The sequence below is a fragment of the Marinococcus sp. LNHM3E3-2.2 genome, from assembly GCF_056034385.1.
In genome coordinates this window covers 39324-58459 of record NZ_JBQLIC010000012.1, presented here as the reverse complement: position 1 = coordinate 58459, position 19136 = coordinate 39324, and the positions used below count along the sequence as shown (strand labels likewise).

Annotated in this window: 18 protein-coding genes, 1 rRNA gene and 1 other annotated feature; all 19 genes read left to right on the top strand. The window is 47.5% G+C overall.

Annotation, left to right across the window (positions count from 1 at the left end):
- Positions 1-77 (top strand): 5S ribosomal RNA (gene rrf / locus ACTRXF_RS13705); the annotation flags it as partial.
- A gap of 103 nt (positions 78-180) precedes the next feature.
- The gene (locus ACTRXF_RS13700) at positions 181-891 is read left to right on the top strand and encodes an MgtC/SapB family protein (protein WP_474263590.1); all 711 of its coding nucleotides are present in this window, start codon (positions 181-183) and stop codon (positions 889-891) included.
- A 141-nt stretch (positions 892-1032) separates the two neighbouring features.
- Positions 1033-1497 (top strand): CtsR family transcriptional regulator, encoded by a 465-nt coding sequence (locus tag ACTRXF_RS13695; protein WP_322527264.1) that lies wholly within the window; start codon positions 1033-1035, stop codon positions 1495-1497.
- Between the two features lie 14 nt (positions 1498-1511).
- Complete coding sequence (locus ACTRXF_RS13690) at positions 1512-2087, top strand: UvrB/UvrC motif-containing protein (RefSeq protein WP_474263592.1); 576 nt, start codon at positions 1512-1514, stop codon at positions 2085-2087.
- Positions 2087-3151 (top strand): protein arginine kinase, encoded by a 1065-nt coding sequence (locus tag ACTRXF_RS13685; RefSeq protein ID WP_474263595.1) that lies wholly within the window; start codon positions 2087-2089, stop codon positions 3149-3151. The genes ACTRXF_RS13690 and ACTRXF_RS13685 overlap by 1 nt, the downstream gene beginning before the upstream one ends.
- Before the next feature lie 30 nt (positions 3152-3181).
- Entirely contained in the window at positions 3182-5638 is a 2457-nt protein-coding gene (gene clpC / locus ACTRXF_RS13680) for an ATP-dependent protease ATP-binding subunit ClpC (protein WP_474263597.1), read from the top strand.
- A 132-nt stretch (positions 5639-5770) separates the two neighbouring features.
- Complete coding sequence (radA, locus tag ACTRXF_RS13675; RefSeq protein ID WP_474279500.1) at positions 5771-7159, top strand: DNA repair protein RadA; 1389 nt, start codon at positions 5771-5773, stop codon at positions 7157-7159.
- 183 nt (positions 7160-7342) lie between these two features.
- Complete coding sequence (locus ACTRXF_RS13670; RefSeq protein ID WP_474263600.1) at positions 7343-8467, top strand: PIN/TRAM domain-containing protein; 1125 nt, start codon at positions 7343-7345, stop codon at positions 8465-8467.
- A 239-nt stretch (positions 8468-8706) separates the two neighbouring features.
- On the top strand, positions 8707-9402 hold the full coding sequence (gene ispD / locus ACTRXF_RS13665; RefSeq protein WP_474263602.1) for a 2-C-methyl-D-erythritol 4-phosphate cytidylyltransferase: 696 nt from the start codon (positions 8707-8709) through the stop codon (positions 9400-9402).
- A complete protein-coding gene (ispF, locus tag ACTRXF_RS13660; protein ID WP_474263604.1) occupies positions 9402-9881 on the top strand; it encodes a 2-C-methyl-D-erythritol 2,4-cyclodiphosphate synthase in 480 nt (159 codons plus the stop codon). The genes ispD and ispF overlap by 1 nt, the downstream gene beginning before the upstream one ends.
- Positions 9882-9936: 55 nt before the next feature.
- Positions 9937-11397: a glutamate--tRNA ligase gene (gene gltX / locus ACTRXF_RS13655; protein WP_474263606.1), complete on the top strand. Its 1461-nt coding sequence runs from the start codon at positions 9937-9939 to the stop codon at positions 11395-11397.
- A gap of 9 nt (positions 11398-11406) precedes the next feature.
- Positions 11407-11624: a binding site (T-box leader), on the top strand.
- Positions 11625-11712: 88 nt separating this feature from the next.
- Positions 11713-12387, top strand: coding sequence for a serine O-acetyltransferase EpsC (gene epsC / locus ACTRXF_RS13650; RefSeq protein WP_474263608.1), 675 nt, complete (start codon positions 11713-11715; stop codon positions 12385-12387).
- Positions 12387-13781: a cysteine--tRNA ligase gene (cysS, locus tag ACTRXF_RS13645; RefSeq protein ID WP_474263610.1), complete on the top strand. Its 1395-nt coding sequence runs from the start codon at positions 12387-12389 to the stop codon at positions 13779-13781. Before epsC ends, cysS begins: the two co-directional genes overlap by 1 nt.
- A gap of 1 nt (position 13782) precedes the next feature.
- Entirely contained in the window at positions 13783-14199 is a 417-nt protein-coding gene (locus ACTRXF_RS13640; RefSeq protein ID WP_474263612.1) for a Mini-ribonuclease 3, read from the top strand.
- The gene (rlmB, locus tag ACTRXF_RS13635) at positions 14196-14948 is read left to right on the top strand and encodes a 23S rRNA (guanosine(2251)-2'-O)-methyltransferase RlmB (RefSeq protein ID WP_474263614.1); all 753 of its coding nucleotides are present in this window, start codon (positions 14196-14198) and stop codon (positions 14946-14948) included. The genes ACTRXF_RS13640 and rlmB overlap by 4 nt, the downstream gene beginning before the upstream one ends.
- Positions 14945-15457: an NYN domain-containing protein gene (locus ACTRXF_RS13630; protein WP_474263616.1), complete on the top strand. Its 513-nt coding sequence runs from the start codon at positions 14945-14947 to the stop codon at positions 15455-15457. Before rlmB ends, ACTRXF_RS13630 begins: the two co-directional genes overlap by 4 nt.
- Before the next feature lie 61 nt (positions 15458-15518).
- Complete coding sequence (gene sigH, locus ACTRXF_RS13625) at positions 15519-16187, top strand: RNA polymerase sporulation sigma factor SigH (protein WP_474263619.1); 669 nt, start codon at positions 15519-15521, stop codon at positions 16185-16187.
- Between the two features lie 351 nt (positions 16188-16538).
- A complete protein-coding gene (locus ACTRXF_RS13620; RefSeq protein WP_474263621.1) occupies positions 16539-17366 on the top strand; it encodes an MIP/aquaporin family protein in 828 nt (275 codons plus the stop codon).
- Positions 17367-17399: 33 nt separating this feature from the next.
- Entirely contained in the window at positions 17400-18929 is a 1530-nt protein-coding gene (gene glpK / locus ACTRXF_RS13615) for a glycerol kinase GlpK (protein ID WP_474263624.1), read from the top strand.
- The last annotated feature ends 207 nt before the right edge of the window (positions 18930-19136 follow it).

Genomic DNA, 19136 nt, shown 5'->3' with positions numbered 1-19136 from the left:
CGAACACGGAAGTTAAGCTCTTCAGCGTTGATGATAGCCGGGGGTTCTCCCCCCGTGAAAGTAGATCGCTGCCGGGCGAATTCAACCGTTTCCCTTTTCGGGGAAGCGGTTTTTTTATATCATGAAGCGTTAAACAAAGTAAAAAAGATAAGGTATAATAAATGAAAGGATGTGACTCAGGTGGAGCAGTGGATGGAATATGAATCAATTACGATACTCATTCGTTTAATTCTTGCTGCCTTTTTGGCGGGAGTAATAGGAATTGAACGTGAATCGAAAGGCCATCCAGCTGGTTTTCGGACCCACATGCTGGTTGGGACCGGTTCCTGTTTAGTGATGCTGCTTGCGTTGTTTGGCTTTCAGGATTATTTAAACCAAAACGGGGATTTGGTTGCTTATGATCCTTCACGTCTGGCCTCTTATGTAATAAGTGGGATTGGCTTCCTCGGCGCTGGTACCATTATAGTCCAGGGTGCTTCTATCCGGGGGCTGACTACTGCTGCTTCCATCTGGATAGTCGCTGCTATCGGCTTGACTATAGGAGCAGGCATGTTTTTTGCTGGTATTGCCGCTACAGTTCTTGTATTGACAAGTCTTATCTTTTTAAACCACGTAGACAAATGGTTTAAAAACGTTTCTGATACGGACGTATTGTTTATAGCTATGAACAAAGAGGCAAATGAGCTCGGCGAGACGATTCAACGTCTGGAAAGCATGGAAGTTCAAGTTCAAAAAATAAAGGGCAAGGAATTTGATGAAGACGAAGCCCCTCTGCTTCATTATTATATTAAAGTTCAACTGCCGGAGGGGATAGCTGAAACAGAACTGTATGAGTCTTTATATAAAATAGAAAGCATAAAAGAAATAGAGCTTAATCCGTCCTATGAGTAACATACTGCAGGACGGATTTTTCATTTTGCTCGTCTCTAGCTTGAAAACAGTTGAATAATATTATATATTATAGTCAAAGATAGTCAAAATCAATTTTTTGATAATAGCAAGACGAACCGGGGCGGAGAGGAGGTCGCGGGAATGAAAAGCATGTCTGATGTTATTGAAAATTATTTGAAACAAATTTTAACACAGAGTGAACAGGATCTAATTGAAATTAAAAGAAGTGAACTTGCAAAGCGCTTTGAGTGTGTCCCCTCCCAGATTAACTATGTCATAAGCACGCGTTTTACTATTGAAAAAGGCTATGTAGTAGAGAGTAAACGTGGTGGTGGCGGGTATATACGAATTACAAGGGCTAAAATTTCAGATCACGCAGAACTGCTTCGGCAGGTTTCAGATCTTGTAGGGCACGGTATTGACCAAAGAACAGCAGAGAGCGTTATTATGCGTTTGTTTGAGGAAAACGTGGTGAATAAGCGTGAAGCAAATTTGATGCTTGCGGCAGTTGATAGGTCTATACTGGCCTTAAAGTATCCAGAAGAAAGGGATATTGTTCGTGCGCGGATTATGCAAGCTATGATAGAAAGTCTGCGCTATGAATAAGGGAGGGAAGATATATGATCTGCCAGAATTGCGGTCAGCGTCCGGCCTCTTTGCATTATACGAAAATCGTTAATGGAGCTAAAACAGAGCTTCATTTATGCGAAGAGTGTGCCAAAGAACAGGGGGAATCCTCTGAAACAGAGCATTCTTTCATGTCGGCTGCGGGCGGCTATACCATCCAGGATTTATTGTCGGACTTACTAAACATGGACCAGCCCAGTACAGCTGGAAACGCTGAAAAAAAACAGCCGAAAAAAACAAACACAAACAGGCCGCTGACATGCGACAACTGCGGACTGACGTATAAGCAGTTCACTAAAACCGGCCGATTGGGCTGTGCTCATTGCTATCACGCATTTGAGTCGAAGCTGACGCCTGTTTTTCGCCGGGTGCACAGCGGCAATACCAATCATACCGGCAAGGTCCCAAAACACAGGCACGAGAAGCTGCATGCCCAAAGGGAGCTCGAGGAGAAAAAACAACAGATTAACATTCTCGTCCAAAATGAAGAGTTTGAAAAAGCTGCGGAATTAAGAGACGAAATCCGTACCCTTGAAAAGCAGTTTCAGGGAAGGGAGGAAGACAGCTGATGGCATCCGAGCACTTTTTTTCAGAAGCGATCAGTCCGTGGATGCAGGAAGGGCCGGGACCGGAAGGCGATATTGCCCTCAGCACCCGGATCCGGCTTGCCCGTAATATAGAGCAGTACCCCTTTCCTGTTTTTGCTTCAGAAGAAGCAAGTGCAACACTTCTGCGCTATGCTTCCTCCACTCTGTTGAATCAGTCAGAAGAAGTAGGCTCTCTTGAAGCGTTGAATATGAATGAGCTTCGTCCGAATGAACGGCAGGTACTGGTGGAAAAGCATCTTGTCAGCCCGTATTTAATAAAAAATATGGAACATAGTGCTGTTCTTTTGAATAACGATGAATCAATCAGTATTATGGTTAATGAGGAAGATCATTTGCGTCTTCAATGTCTGAGTAACGGTATGCAGCTTGAAGAATGTTACAATGAAGCTGACCGTCTGGACGATTGGGCAGAGGCTAACCTTACCTATGCGTTTGACGAACGGCTCGGTTACTTAACAAGCTGCCCGACGAATGTAGGGACAGGTATGAGAGCTTCAGTAATGGTACACCTGCCTGCGTTAGTCTGGACCAATCAACTCAGCCGTATTCTCCCGGCTATTCACCAGCTTGGCCTGGTCGTAAGAGGCATTTACGGAGAAGGCAGTGAAGCACTAGGCAATCTTTTCCAAATTTCCAACCAGATGACACTGGGAAAATCTGAAAAAGATATTATCGAAGATCTGCGCGGTGTAGTAATGCAGGTGATTCAAAGAGAACGCCATGCACGCGAGTCTCTGCTCAGCTCTTCAAGGTTAAAGCTCGAAGACAGGGTGTTCAGATCCTACGGTATCCTTGCATACAGCCGGACAATGACGACAAAAGAGGCTGCTAACCGTTTATCAGATGTAAGGCTTGGTATCGATCTGGATTTAATTAAAGGGATTCCGGGTAATATTTTGAATGAACTTATGTTACTGACTCAGCCTGGTTTTCTTGAGCAGTATGCAGGAAAATCACTGAGTCAGGAAGAAGCAGATATAAGACGGGCAAATGTGATCCGTGAGAGAATAAAACTTGAACTATAGATTTACTAATGCGTAGGAGGTGCGTGCAACATGATGTTCGGCCGTTTTACAGAACGAGCGCAAAAAGTACTGGCGCTAGCTCAGGAAGAAGCTATCCGCCTTGGCCATAATAATATAGGAACAGAGCATATTCTGCTCGGTTTAGTGCGTGAAGGTGAGGGCATTGCTGCAAAAGCTCTGCAGGCACTGAATTTGGATACAGACCAGATTCAGCAGGAGGTGGAAACCCTTATCGGCACAGGCCAGCAGGGGTCGAAAACGATTCATTATACCCCGCGGGCGAAAAAAGTTATTGAGCTTTCCATGGATGAGGCACGAAAGCTTGGCCATTCCTATGTCGGCACAGAGCATATTCTGCTTGGATTAATCCGGGAAGGAGAAGGCGTTGCAGCCCGGGTGCTGAATAATCTTGGAGTTAGTCTGAACAAAGCCCGTCAGCAGGTGCTTCAGCTTCTCGGAAGCAATGAAGGGGCTTCGAGCTCCGGAAGCCAGCAGGCTCCGGGAGCAGGTGGAAGTGCCAACACGCCGACTCTTGACAGTTTAGCAAGGGATTTGACGGCAGTAGCTAAAGAAGAAGGCCTTGATCCGGTAATCGGAAGAAGCCAGGAAATTGAACGTGTTATTCAGGTATTAAGCCGCCGGACGAAAAACAACCCGGTTCTTATCGGGGAGCCTGGTGTAGGTAAAACAGCTATCGCTGAAGGCCTTGCTCTGTCGATCGTTTCCAATGAAGTGCCGGAAACGCTCCGCAATAAGCGGGTTATGACTCTCGATATGGGTACTGTTGTTGCCGGCACAAAATACCGCGGTGAATTTGAAGACCGTTTGAAGAAAGTAATGGAAGAAATTCGTCAGTCCGGAAATGTGCTGCTGTTCATTGATGAACTGCATACATTAATCGGTGCCGGCGGTGCAGAAGGTGCAATCGATGCCTCGAACATCCTGAAGCCTTCACTCGCACGCGGAGAGCTTCAGTGCATCGGTGCCACCACCCTGGATGAGTACCGCAAGTATATTGAAAAAGATGCTGCGCTTGAACGTCGTTTCCAGCCAATTCAGGTGGACGAACCGACACTTGAAGAATCCATTCAAATTCTTGCCGGACTGAGAGACCGTTACGAAGCCCATCACCGGGTAACTATCGGAGACGAGGCGATTGAACAGGCAGTAAAATTATCCGACCGGTATATTTCGGACCGTTTCCTTCCGGATAAAGCAATCGACTTAATCGACGAAGCAGGTTCACGGGTGCGTCTGCGTTCTTATACAGCGCCGCCGAACCTGAAAGAACTCGAGCAGAATCTCGAAGAAACGCGTAAGGAAAAGGATGCGGCCGTGCAGAGTCAGGAATTTGAAAAAGCGGCTTCACTCCGTGATTCCGAACAGCGGCTTCGGGCGGAAGTCGAAGAGATGAAAAACGAATGGAAAGAAAAACAGGGGCAGGAAAACTCTGCGATTACGACAGAAGACATTGCTCAGGTGGTTTCAAGCTGGACAGGCGTTCCAGTATCCAAGCTCGCAGAAGAAGAAACGGACCGCCTGCTTCACATGGAAGACATCCTGCATAACCGGGTTGTCGGCCAGGACGAAGCAGTCAATGCTATTTCCAAAGCAGTGCGCCGTGCCCGTGCCGGATTGAAAGATCCAAAACGGCCGATCGGCTCCTTTATCTTCCTCGGGCCTACCGGTGTAGGTAAAACGGAGCTGGCACGCGCTGTTGCAGAAACATTGTTTGGCGATGAAGAATCGATTATCCGAATCGATATGTCCGAATATATGGAACGCCACGCGACGAGCCGCCTGGTCGGTTCTCCTCCAGGCTATGTCGGCTATGAAGAAGGCGGACAGCTGACAGAAAAAGTGCGCCGTAACCCGTACTCCGTAATTTTGCTGGATGAAATCGAAAAAGCTCACCCGGAAGTATTTAACATTCTGCTTCAAGTACTTGAAGACGGTTTTCTTACCGACTCTAAAGGACGCCGGGTCGACTTTAGAAATACAGCGCTGATTCTGACATCAAACGTCGGGGCAAGTACTCTGCGTCAAAATAAAAGTGTCGGCTTCGCTGCCCAGTCCACCGAGCAGAAATTCGATGATATGCGGGATAAAATCATGGGCGAGCTGAAAAACACCTTCCGTCCTGAATTTATCAACCGTCTGGATGAAATCATTGTCTTCCACAGCCTGGAAAAAGAGCACATCAAAAAGATCGTGCGCTTAATGACAGAGCAGCTTAAAAAGCGTGTGGAAGAGCATGGTATCAGCATTGAAATTACTGAAACAGCACTTGATAAAATTGCTGACGAAGGTTTCGATCCTGAATACGGGGCCCGCCCGCTCAGACGTGCTCTGCAGCGTCACGTGGAGGACCGTTTGTCCGATGAACTGCTTAAAGGTACGCTTGAAGAAGGCAACACTGCTGTGATTGACGTGAAAGACGATGAATTTATCGTTGAAACAAAATCAGGCACAGCGAAAGCGCAATAAAGCTATACTCGAAACAGCTGCCTTGTGGCATATTAATGTCAGGGGGCAGCTGTTTTTCTTTTTATGAACGATAAAATTACGTGGAATCGAAACGAAAAATAGATACAGCCCGTAGTAAAAGAGGAGGATCGTATGGCAAAAGCTAAAACAAAATTTGTCTGCCAGGAGTGCGGGTATGAAACCCAAAAATGGATGGGGCGCTGTCCTGCCTGCAGCAACTGGAATACGATGGTAGAGGAAAAAGAAGCACCGTCATCGAAAGTAGGCCGCCGCCCGGCGGCAAATGTATTCAGCGAAGCTGACAAACCGACACCGATTACCCAGGTAACCGGAGAAAAGGAAAACCGCATTTCAACGTCTGTAGGCGAACTAAACAGAGTATTAGGCGGGGGCATCGTGCCCGGGTCACTCGTACTGGTTGGGGGAGATCCGGGAATTGGGAAGTCAACGCTGCTTCTGCAGGTTTCTGCTCTGCTTGCTTCTCAGAAGTACCGTGTCCTTTATGTTTCCGGAGAGGAGTCGGTCAAGCAGACGAAAATGAGAGCGGAACGGCTCGGAGTGGAAGCAGACACGCTGTTTGTCTTTACAGAAACGAACATGGAGCGCATTGAAGCTGCGATGGAGGAAGTGAAGCCGGATCTTGTGATTATCGACTCGATTCAGACCGTCCATTCGGATGAAATCCAGTCGGCGCCCGGGAGCGTAGCGCAGGTGCGTGAATCGACGTCGACGTTTATGCACATTGCAAAAAATCAGGGCATTGCTGTATTTGTTGTAGGACACATGACCAAGCAGGGGTCCATTGCCGGACCTAAAATGCTCGAGCATATGGTGGATTCTGTGCTTTATTTTGAAGGCGAACAGCATAATACGTACCGGATTTTACGGGCCGTTAAAAACAGATTTGGTTCGACGAACGAAATTGGAATATTTGAAATGAAGGAGGCTGGACTGAAGGAAGTAACAAATCCTTCAGAAATCTTTCTTGAAGAGCGGACGGAGGGTACTTCGGGATCAGCTGTTGTAGCTTCTCTGGAGGGGACCCGGCCGGTGCTTGTAGAACTGCAGGCGCTGATCGCCCCTACCAGCTATGCTTACCCGCGCCGGACGGCTACAGGAATCGACCAGAACCGGATTGCGCTTCTGATGGCAGTGCTTGAAAAGCGTCTTGGCATGCTTCTTCAAAACCAGGATGCCTATATTAATGTCGCCGGAGGCGTGAAGCTCGACGAGCCGGCAGTCGACCTTGGTATTGCTATATGCGTTGCCTCGAGCTTTCGGAATCAATCCACAAACCCGGGTGACATTGTTATGGGAGAAGTCGGCCTTACCGGAGAAATCCGGCGTATTTCGAGGGTGGAGGAGCGCGTGAAAGAAGCAGCGAAGCTTGGGTTTTCGCGGGCGATTATTCCATCGAAGAATATCGGGGGCTGGACATTTCCGGAAGGCATTCAGGTAGTAGGCGTCAAAACGCTTGAAGAAGCACTTGATGCTGCACTCGAACCAGCGCCGCTTAGATAAATTAAAGATGAAGGTCCTGATCGCATAGGGGGACCTTCTCTATCCTTTTTCCTAATAATTAAGAAAATTCAACAATCTCATGAACATATTGTATCAAATTGTCCAAAGTTATGATAAATATGACGTTAGTGGTTTGTACCAGAGGAAAAATGTTTATAATACACTTAAGGAGGTGTTTGGAAAGTGTTGGAAAAGATTGTACAATTATTTTTTGTTCTTGCCGGTATTACGTTAGGATTCCTTTATATTCCTGAACTTATTTCTTTATTTCCTTTTTATACTTTTCCTGAATGGGTTTACAATGCCTATATCGGTGCTGTTGTAGGAGCGGTAATCGTTGGGTTTGTGTTTTGGGCCGTGAGCCTTTGGATCGCAACGCCAATTGTCAACGGCATGCGGTTCCTTGAAGAAAAGGTCGTGAAAGCTCCTGTCACAGACGTGCTGTTTGGAACGCTTGGACTGATTTTTGGCCTGGTGGTTGCCTTTCTAATTTCTCTTCCACTCAATTCTATCCGTATTCCAGTAATTGATTCCGTTCTTCCCCTATTTTTATCCTTTTTCTGCGGCTATTTTGGCTTTCAGATTGGATTTAAAAAGCGTGATGAACTGTTGGGCCTTTTTTCAAGCTCAAAAAACGCTGCAGCAAAGGAAGAAGCAGCGCTGGCTGCTGCAGCAGCTTCAGAAGAAAACCAGGCGTGGGAGAAGCTGCTCGATACAAGTGTGATTATTGACGGGCGCATTGCAGATATCTGCCAGTCAGGATTTATTGAAGGGAAGCTGGTGATCCCGGAGTTCGTACTTGAAGAGCTTCAGCATATTGCGGATTCCTCAGACGTATTAAAGCGTAACCGGGGCCGTCGAGGACTCGATATTTTAAATCGTATTCAGAAGGAGCTTCCTATCGAAGTAGAGATTACGGACGCCGATTTTGAAGACATTCATGAAGTGGACAGCAAGCTGGTAAAGCTTGCGAAAGTGCGAAATGGTATTGTCGTCACCAATGATTTTAATTTAAACAAAGTGTGCGACCTTCAAGGCGTCAGTGTATTAAACATCAATGATTTGGCTAATGCAGTCAAACCGGTGGTTCTTCCTGGTGAGGAAATGATGGTCCAGGTAATCAAAGACGGCAAGGAACAAAGCCAGGGGATTGGATACTTAGACGATGGCACGATGATTGTAGTCGAAAGCGGCAAAGGCTATATCGGCCAGGAAATAGAAGTGGTAGTCACGAGTGTCCTGCAGACAAGTGCGGGACGGATGATATTTGCAAAACCAAAGGTATCGAAACGCGAAAAAGCTTTATAATGAGATGCCCTGTGCCTGCACAGGGTTTTTTTATGCGGATTTCCATCAAATATAAATAGCTGGCAGCTTTTCCTATAGGGGAAGTTTTGGTAAAATTAATGTTTGATAAGCGGTGCGGTAGAATAAATACAGCGTTTTTCGGGTATCAGCATATTATTAACAGGCGGACTTTGCTAAAAAAGCAGAGAAAAAGCAATACATACAACGGGAACATAATGTCTTGAAATTGGAGAGGTACTATGAACTATGCGGTAGTCATTCCTGCAGCCGGCCAGGGAAAACGGATGCTGGCAGGCCATAATAAACAGTTTCTCGTTTTAGAAGAACGGCCATTAATAATTCATACTGCATCTGTTTTCGAGCAGGATCCGTGGTGTAAAGAAATTATTGTTGTTGCCAATGCTTCAGAAATTTATGACATGGAAGAGCTTTTCGAAGAGTGGGGCATTCGGAAGGTGAAGCAGGTGGTTGTAGGTGGAAATGAGCGACAGAACAGTGTGCACGAAGGCTTGAAACGCCTTCTTCCCGAGCACCGGGTCGTTCTGGTGCACGACGGGGCCCGCCCATTCGTGGAACAGGAAGATATTCACCGCCTCGTGGAACAGGCAGAGCAAACAGGGGCAGCAGTGCTTGGCACAAAAATGAAAGACACCGTCAAACGTACAGATGGGGAGACGGTGCTTGAAACGATCGACCGTTCCAGCTTATGGGCGGTACAGACCCCGCAGGCGTTTCAGGCAGCGGTGGTGACGGAAGCCTACGATTACGCAGCAACCCACCAGATTATTGGCACAGACGATACCAGCCTTGTGGAATATATGGGCCGGCCGGTAAAGATTGTGGAAGGAAGCTACGATAATATTAAATTGACCACTCCTGAAGACATGGTGGTAGCCCGGGCGATTTTGCAGAAGCGAAGAGAGGGAAGAAAGTAATGAGAATTGGACATGGATATGATGTACACCAGCTGCAGGAAGGACGGCCTTTAATCCTGGGAGGGATAAACGTTCCTCACGATAAAGGACTGCTCGGACATTCGGATGCAGACGTTTTACTTCATGCAGTAACAGATGCGATACTAGGGGCAGTCGGGCTCGGCGATATCGGCAGGCATTTCCCGGATACGGACCCGGAATTTAAAGATGCTGATTCTGCGGACCTGCTTGCTCATGCCTGCAGTCTTGTGAAAGCAAAGGGATGGAAGCTTGGAAATGTCGATGCGACTATACTGGCCCAGCAGCCAAAAATGGCTCCGCATATTCCGGAAATGAAAAAGCGTATCGGCGAACTGCTTGAAGCACAAGCAGAGGACCAGGTGAATGTAAAAGCGACGACCACAGAGAAGCTAGGATTCGTCGGCCGAAAAGAAGGTATTGCTGCTCATGCTGTTGTACTTCTGCAGCCAGCCGATTAAATATACGTAAAAATAGAGAATATAAAAAACAGAAAGTCTACGGAGGGTGAAGGAAATGAGTGAAAAAGTACGTGTACGGTTTGCTCCGAGTCCAACCGGCCATCTTCATATCGGCGGAGCGCGCTCGGCATTATTTAATTATTTATTCGCGAGAAGCCAGGGCGGAGATTTTATTCTGCGGATTGAAGATACAGACCAGGAGCGTAATGTGGAAGACGCTACGGCCCGTTTAATGGAAAGCCTGCGCTGGCTTGGCATTGAATGGGATGAAAGTGTGGATGTCGGCGGCCCGCATGCTCCTTATCAGTCGATGGAGCGAATCGGACTGTATAAAGAATATGTCCAGCGTCTTCTCGATGAAGGCAAGGCCTACTATGATTATATGACAGAAGAAGAGCTTGCCCAGGAAAGAGAGGAACAGATGGCCCGCGGGGAAGCGCCGAAATACAGCGGACGGGATCGGGATCTTACACCAGAGCAGCGGAAAGCATATGAAGACCAGGGCATTAAGCCGGTCGTTCGTTTCCGTGTTCCTGAAGGACAGAGCGTCATCATTGATGATGTTGTAAGAGGAAATGTTATTTTCGAATCCAACGATATCGGTGATTTTGTCATCGCCCGTAAAGACGGCATACCAACATACAACTTTGCGGTAGTGATTGATGATCATTTGATGGAAATTTCCCACGTCATCCGTGCAGAAGAGCATCTTTCCAACACGCCGCGGCAGGCTCTGGTCTACGATGCCTTTGACTGGGAAAAGCCGCGTTTTGCCCACGCTTCACTGATTTTGAATCCGAACCGCCAAAAAATGAGCAAGCGTGATGGCTCCGTTATTCAATTTGTAGAACAGTACCGTGATCTTGGATATCTTCCGGAAGCTATCGTGAACTTTCTGGCACTGCTCGGGTGGTCTCCAAAAGGAGAAGAGGAGCTGTTTACGATTGAAGAATTAAAAGAACAGTTTTCACTTGAACGGGTTTCGAAGGCGCCGGCGGTCTTTGATACGGACAAACTTGCCTGGATGAACAACCAGTACGTAAAAGAAGTGGACACAGAACGTCTTACGCTGCTTGCACTTCCGCATCTGCAGGAAGCAGGAAAGCTGCCGGCAGAACTTTCGGAAGACCAGTACGAGTGGCTGAAGCAGCTTGTCGGGATCTATCAGGAACAAATGCACTATGCAGCAGAAATTGTCGATCTGACAGATCTGTTCTTCAAAACAGAAATCGACTATACCCAGGAAGCCCGGGAAGTACTCGAGCAGGAGCATGTAAGCACCGTACTTCAGCACTTCTCGAAAGAGCTTGACGAGGCTCCGGATTTTGAACCGGAAACGGTGAAAAAAGCGGTAAAAGCTACCCAGAAAGCGACAGGCTATAAAGGAAAGCAGCTATTTATGCCAGTCCGGGTGGCAACGACCGGGCAGACGCACGGACCCGAGCTCCCGGCAGCCATTTCGCTCCTCGGAAGAAACGTCGTGCAGGCAAGACTGCAGCAGGTTATCTCCTCCTAAATAAATATCGGTAAAACTATGACAGGAAGAAGTAAAAAACAACAGGCTTTATACAGAGATGCTCTCCGTTGGCTGAGAGAGGGCACTGAGCCGGTTTTTGAAATGCGTCCTGGAGTCCTCTGCTGAATATAGTAGGCAGCGGCGGAGTGTGCCCCGTTACGGCAAAAAGAGAAGCGTCTGTCCCGGCGCTTAAACAGAGTGGAACCGCGCTTTAAAGCGTCTCTGTGCGAATTCGCACAGAGACGTTTTTTTTATTGATATACTAAGCATATAATATGAAAGCCTGAGAGAAGGAATAGAAAGTGGGGAAGCACCATGTGGAAAACGCTGAAAAATGATTTGGACGTCGTATTTGACCAGGATCCGGCAGCGAGAAACCGTCTGGAAGTGGTCTTCACGTATGCGGGGGTACACGCAGTATGGTCTCATCGTTTCGCTCATTGGCTGTGGAAGAAAAAGATGTTTTTTCTTTCCCGCGTGATCTCTCAGCTCAGCCGCTTTGTCACCGGAATTGAAATTCATCCGGGAGCGGTGGTCGGCGAACGGTTGTTTATTGATCACGGCATGGGGGTCGTTATCGGAGAAACATGTGAAATCGGCGATAATGTCACGATTTTCCAGGGCGTTACTCTGGGCGGCACGGGCAAAGAAAAAGGCAAGCGGCATCCGACGATTGAAGACCACGTATTAATCGCAAGCGGCGCCAAAGTACTCGGTTCCATGACGATTGGTAAGCATTCCCGTATTGGTGCGGGCTCGGTCGTATTGAATGAAGTGCCGCCCAACTCGACGGTCGTCGGCATTCCGGGAAAGGTCGTTGTACAGGATGGCGTGAAAATCAACAGAAACTCGCTCGACCATCAGAATCTCCCGGATCCGGTGGCTGATAAGATCCGTTCACTCGAAGAGGAAATCGAGCTGCTGAAAGAACAACTCCCGGAACATAAAAGTGCAAACCGCGAACAATCGGTGAAAGGAAGAGAGCAGTAATGGCGATTCATATATACAATTCGTTAACTAATCAAAAAGAGCTGTTTCAACCGATAGACCCGGACCGGATTACGATGTATGTGTGCGGGCCGACTGTGTACAACTACATTCATATCGGCAACGCCCGTCCTGCTATCGTTTTTGATGCTGTCCGCCGCTATCTGATCTACCGTGGATACAATGTGTATTACGTGTCGAATTTTACCGATGTGGATGACAAAATTATTAAAGCTGCGCAGGAAATGAATGAAGAAGTGCCTGTGCTCGCTAATCGTTTTATTGATACGTACCTTGAAGATATCGAATCGCTCAGAGTTGAAAAAGCGGATCTTCATCCACGGGCGACCGAAACAGTGACAGAAATGATTGAGTTTATCGAGCAGCTGATCGCAAAAGGATTTGCCTATGAATCAAACGGTGATGTGTATTACCGCACGAAGAAATTCAAAAACTACGGGAAGCTTTCCTCCCAGTCTGTCGGGGATCTGCAGATGGGCGCGCGGATTGAAATAGGCGAACAGAAAGAGGACCCGATGGACTTCACGCTCTGGAAAAAAGCGAAGGAAAACGAAATCGCCTGGGACAGCCCGTGGGGCGAAGGACGCCCGGGCTGGCATATTGAATGCTCGGCGATGGTGAAAAAATATATGGGAGATACTATCGACATCCATGCCGGCGGCCAGGATTTAAAATTTCCTCACCACGAAAACGAAATTGCCCAGACGGAAGCATTGACCGGAAAACCGATGGCCCACTACTGGATGCATAACGGCTATATTAATATTAACAATGAAAAAATGTCGAAATCGCTCGGTAATTTCGTGCTGGTGCATGACATGATTCAGCAGCACGATCCGGAAGTAATCCGCTTTTTCATGATGCAGGCGCACTACCGCAATCCTATTAACTTTGACAACGACCTGCTTGAATCAGCCAGGGCCGGGCTGGAACGACTTCGTTCGACGATTGAAAACGTCAAGCACCGCCGGGGCGAAAGCGCGGACGGCGGCAGCAGGGAAGGCCGGGAAGCAGCAGAACGGGCGAAAGCGCGCTTTCTGGAGGAAATGGACGATGATTTTAACACGGCAAACGCCATCAGTGTGCTGTTTGACCTGGCCCGGGAAGCAAATAAATACATGCAGCAGCCGCAGACAAGTATTGATTCGCTGGACGCAATTATTGAAACGATGACAGAAATCGGAAACGTCCTGGGGGTTTCTTTGGAAAAAGAAGAAGAAATGCTCGACGAAGATATTGAACAGCTTCTCGAAGAACGGGTGGAAGCAAGAAAAAACAAAAACTTTGCCCGTGCCGATGAAATCCGGGACCAGCTCGAGAACGACGGAATTTTATTGGAAGATACGCCGCAGGGAACCCGGTGGAAGAGGAAATAACATGATAAACTATAGTAAAGTGGATGAAAAGCAGTTAAATGCGCTGGCGCTTGCCTATATGGGAGATGCAGTGCTTGAAACCCACATCCGTCATTATTTAATTTCGGAAGGGAAAGTTCGGCCGCAGGAGCTGCATAAGCAGGCTACCTCCTACGTATCGGCTCAGGCCCAGGCGGAAGTGCTTCGGTCCATGTGGGATGAAGGGTATTTAACTGAAGAGGAGACAGCCGTGGCCAGGCGGGGACGTAACGCGAAATCCGGAAGCATCCCCAAAAATGCGGATCTGGCCACCTACCGCATGAGTACGGCTTTTGAAGCAATGCTTGGGTATCTGTATTTTGCCGGAAGACAGGAACGGGTGAACGAAATTATTGCATTTGCGATAGACAAAACACAAGAAAGAGGCCAGTCATTATGAGCCAGGAATGGATCGCGGGGAAAAATCCTGTTATAGAAGCGTTAAAAGCCGACCGGAAAATTGAAAGAATTATGATCGCAGACACTTCCAAAAAAGGAGCAGCACAGGAAATACGCGCTCTCGCAGGAAAAAAAGGCATAACGGTTCAGGAGGTTTCAAAGAAAAAACTCGATGAACTCGATGCAGGCGTGCATCAGGGAGTGGCAGCTGCTGTCCCTTCGTATCAGTATGCAGGGCTGGATGATTTATTCCGTAAAGCAGAAAAACAGAATGAGGATCCTTTTTTCCTCGTACTGGACGGGGTGGAGGACCCTCATAATCTGGGGTCCATGATACGAACCGCGAATGCCTCCGGCGTGCACGGCGTCATTATTCCGAAAAGACGGGCGGCGGGTGTGACCCAGACTGTGGTAAAAACATCAGCAGGAGCCGTCGAGTACGTGCCGGTAGTCCGGGTAACTAACATTAATAAGACGCTCGATGAATTAAAGGAAAAAGGTCTTTGGATAGCCGGGACAGGCACAGAAAATGCCTCTGATTACAGGCAGATGCAGGCGGATATGCCTCTTGCTCTCGTAATCGGAAATGAGGGTAAGGGATTGAGCCGGCTCGTAAAGGAAGCCTGTGACTTTCTGGTAGAGATTCCGATGCACGGACCGGTTACTTCATTGAACGCTTCTGTCGCTGGTGGTGTTCTAATGTACGAAGTGCTGCGCAAACGCCAGGAGAAGGGAAGGCAGACACCATGAAGGACATTCTTCTCGTAGATGGATATAATGTAATTGGCGACTGGCCGGAGCTGAAGCCGCTCCGGGCCGGTCATCTTGAAGAAGCCCGGGACCGGCTTATTGACGCGATGGCGGAATACCAGGCGTATAAAGGATGGAGAGTTATTGTTGTTTTCGATGCCCACATGGTCCCCGGTATCGGAAAAAACTACCAGCTGAAACGTGTGGAGGTCGTATATACGAGAGAACACGAGACAGCTGATGAGCGCATCGAAAAATTAGTTGGAGAGTTAAAAAATGTGGAAACAAGAGTACACGTCGCAACCTCTGATTATGCCGAACAGTCAATGACGTTTGGGAGCGGGGCATTAAGAAAATCAGCCCGGGAGCTCCGGCATGAAGCAAAGCTTGTTGAAAAAGGCATTGAAGAACAGCTTGCAAATCAAAAAAAAGCAATTCATAAGACTACTCTTCCTATAACGGAAGAAATGGCAGAAATTTTCGACAAATGGCGCAAAAGGGATCTGTAGGCAGTTGACGCTCTTATGAACACTCCGATATAATGATTGCTATATTTACACTACTACGCGCATGGGCGGAGGGATTGTATTGAGTACAGACCTCAAGAAACCGGAACAACGTCAAACTACCCGAACCGAAGATGAAATATTGATTGAATTTGCACGTGCAGGCGATAACCAGGCGTTAGAACGACTGATTGAGAAATACCGGCATCTGGTGCGGGCGAAATCGCGATCGTATTTTCTCATCGGGGGAGATTATGAAGATATTATACAAGAAGGAATGATAGGGCTGTACAAAGCTGTACGAGATTTCCGGGGAGACAAACTATCCTCATTCCGTGCCTTTGCTGAGTTGTGTATTACGAGGCAGATCATTACAGCTATAAAGACGGCGACGAGGCAGAAGCATTCGCCGCTGAACTCATATATTTCATTGGATAAACCAGTGTATGAGGAAGACTCGGAACGGCCGCTGCTCGATATTTTAGTAGAGACCCACGCCAAAAGTCCGGAGGATCTGCTGATTATCAGGGAGAAGCAGGAGGATATGGAAACGAAAATTGGCAATGTACTGAGTGAACTCGAACAGCAGGTGCTGCAGCTGTACATCGATGGCCGTTCCTATCAGGAAATGTCCGGACTGCTCGGCAGAAGAAATAAATCAATCGATAATGCGCTTCAGAGAATCAAGCGGAAACTTGAAAATTGTGAAGAGTGGAATGCGTTAATCTCTTGAAAGACGGGGTTTGTAGGGTTTTTGATTTCAGAAAAATCAAAAATAATTATGTGACAAGTTATTGACAGCGTTTTCTCGTAGTGGTAAGCTTTATTTAAGTTAATACGTTAGGTTGAGTATATGAAAGCCGCACACCAGTCATTCCATTGGGATACGTGTGCGGCTTTTTCTAGGCTCACCCGGTTATTTCCGGTTGTTCATGCTAATTTTTATTCATTATTATGAAAGCGTTTTTCTGGAAAATAACCGGGATTAAAGGTCTGGGTCTTGCGGCGCCGCAACAAATAATAAGACGAACCGCCTAACGTTATGACGATAAGTAAGCTTTAATAAAAAAAGGAGGAAGAAGAAATGTCTGTTTATTTAGCAGAGCTTATCGGTACGATGATTCTTATTATCTTTGGCGGCGGCGTAGTTGCCAATATCAGCCTGAACAAATCAAAAGCTCAGGGCGGAGGCTGGATTGTTGTAGCACTTGGGTGGGGGTTTGCGGTGGCAATGGCAGTTTACGCAGTAGGCCAGTTCTCCGGAGCGCATATTAACCCGGCTGTAACGCTCGGTCTTGCTTCTGTTGGGGAATTCGCATGGGCCCAGGTTCCAGGCTATATTATTGCTCAATTAATTGGTGCTGCACTAGGCGGCGTAGTAGTTTATCTTCACTTTCTCGGTCACTGGAAAGAAACAGATGACCCGAATACAAAGCTCGGGGTATTTTCGACCGATCCGGCTCTTCCAAATAGGTTTAATAACTTCTTAAGTGAATTCATCGGCACAGCCGTCCTTGTCGGCGGTATTTTGGGAATTGGTGCCAACCAGTTTACTGAAGGATTGAACCCGTTAATTGTCGGCTTTCTAATCGTAGCGATCGGTCTTTCACTCGGCGGTACGACAGGATATGCCATCAACCCGGCCCGTGACCTTGGCCCTCGTATTGCGCACGCTTTGCTGCCGATTCCGGGTAAAAGAGATTCCAACTGGTCCTACGCCTGGATTCCAGTTGTAGCTCCGGCTGCCGGCGGTGTGTTCGGTGCAATGGTTTACCGGTCGTTTTTCTTAGGAGAAGGCGCGATGGCATTAATGATTTACTCGGTTGTCGTAGCTGTTTTCCTGGGAAGCCTGTACTACATGGGCAAACGTTCCGAAAAAACAATCATGTCCAACCCTGAAGTTAAAAACTAATACAAATTATATACGAAAGAGGAGATGAGGCGGATGGAGAAGAAATACATTTTAGCAATCGACCAGGGAACGACAAGCTCGCGTGCCATTATTTTTAACAAAGAAGGAGAAATTGTAGGCACTGCGCAAAGAGAATTCAAGCAGTACTTCCCAAAATCCGGCTGGGTGGAACATAACGCCCAGGAAATCTGGACTTCTGTCCTTGCAGTCCTTGCAGAGGTGCTTGGGGAAAATGATATCCAGGCTGAAGAGATTAACGCGATTGGGATCACGAATCAGCGTGAAACAGCGGTTGTATGGGACAAGCACACTGGCCGTCCTGTCTATAACGCCATCGTATGGCAATCAAGGCAGACGATGGATATTTGCAACGAACTGAACGAGCAGGGATACGGAGAAATGTTCCGTAATAAAACCGGTCTCCTGATTGATGCTTATTTCTCAGGAACGAAAGTAAAATGGATTCTCGATAATGTGGAAGGTGCCCGGGAAAAAGCGGATAACGGAGATCTCCTGTTTGGTACCATTGATACGTGGCTCATCTGGAAGCTGTCCGGAGGAAAAGCGCATGTCACGGACTATACCAATGCCGGCCGGACGCTTATGTACAATATTTATGATCTGCAGTGGGACGACGAACTGCTTGATGTGCTTAGCGTACCGAAGAGCATGCTGCCGGAAGTGCGTTCTTCTTCCGAAGTGTATGCCAATACAGTGGACTACCACTTCTTTGGTCAGGAAGTTCCTATTGCCGGCGTAGCAGGAGACCAGCACGCTGCCCTGTTTGGCCAGGCATGCTTTGAAAAAGGTATGGCAAAGAACACGTATGGCACCGGCTGCTTTATGCTGATGCATACGGGGGATAAGCCAGTGCCTTCAAATAATGGATTGCTGACTACTATTGCCTGGGGAATTGATGGTAAAGTTGAATACGCTCTTGAAGGAAGTATTTTCGTAGCCGGATCGGCTATTCAGTGGCTCCGGGACGGGCTGCGGATGTTTACTAACTCTCCGGACAGCCAGAAATATGCCGAGCGCGTCGATGATACGAACGGTGTATACTTTGTACCGGCATTTGTAGGACTCGGTGCTCCTTATTGGGACAGTGAAGCGCGCGGAGCTATTTTCGGACTCAGCCGCGGAACGGAAAAAGAGCATTTCGTAAGAGCAACCCTTGAGTCGCTTGCGTATCAGACAAAGGACGTTCTCGGCGCAATGGAAACAGACTCTGGTATTGAAGTGAAATCTCTCCGTGTTGACGGCGGCGCTGTTTCAAATGATTTCCTGATGCAGTTCCAAAGTGATATTGTCGGTGTGCCCGTAGAGCGCCCGGCTGTTATTGAAACAACTGCGATGGGAGCAGCATATTTAGCGGGGATTGCTACTGGCTTCTGGAGCAGCAAAGAAGAAGTGAAAAAGCAATGGAAAAAAGAGAAACAATTTGACCCGCAGATTAATGAAGATACGAGAACAGAACTGTACGAAGGCTGGAAAGAAGCAGTGGACGCTACCAGAGCGTTCAAACCGGGAAAAAAGAAAGCACCAACGCAGTCAGCTAACTAATAATTATGAAGGGACCGGCGCTTACCGCGAGCGCCGGTTTTTATATGCACTTCAATTTCTTCTTGATTATAGTGGGGAAGTTGTTTATGATTGATATTGGTAGAAATATATGTGCACCTAAAGCAAACAGACCGCAGAGCCCTTAGGAGCGGCTGTTTTTTTAATGGTTGAAAACAAGCAGGGCAAAGAAGCCTGGTGGTACATTCG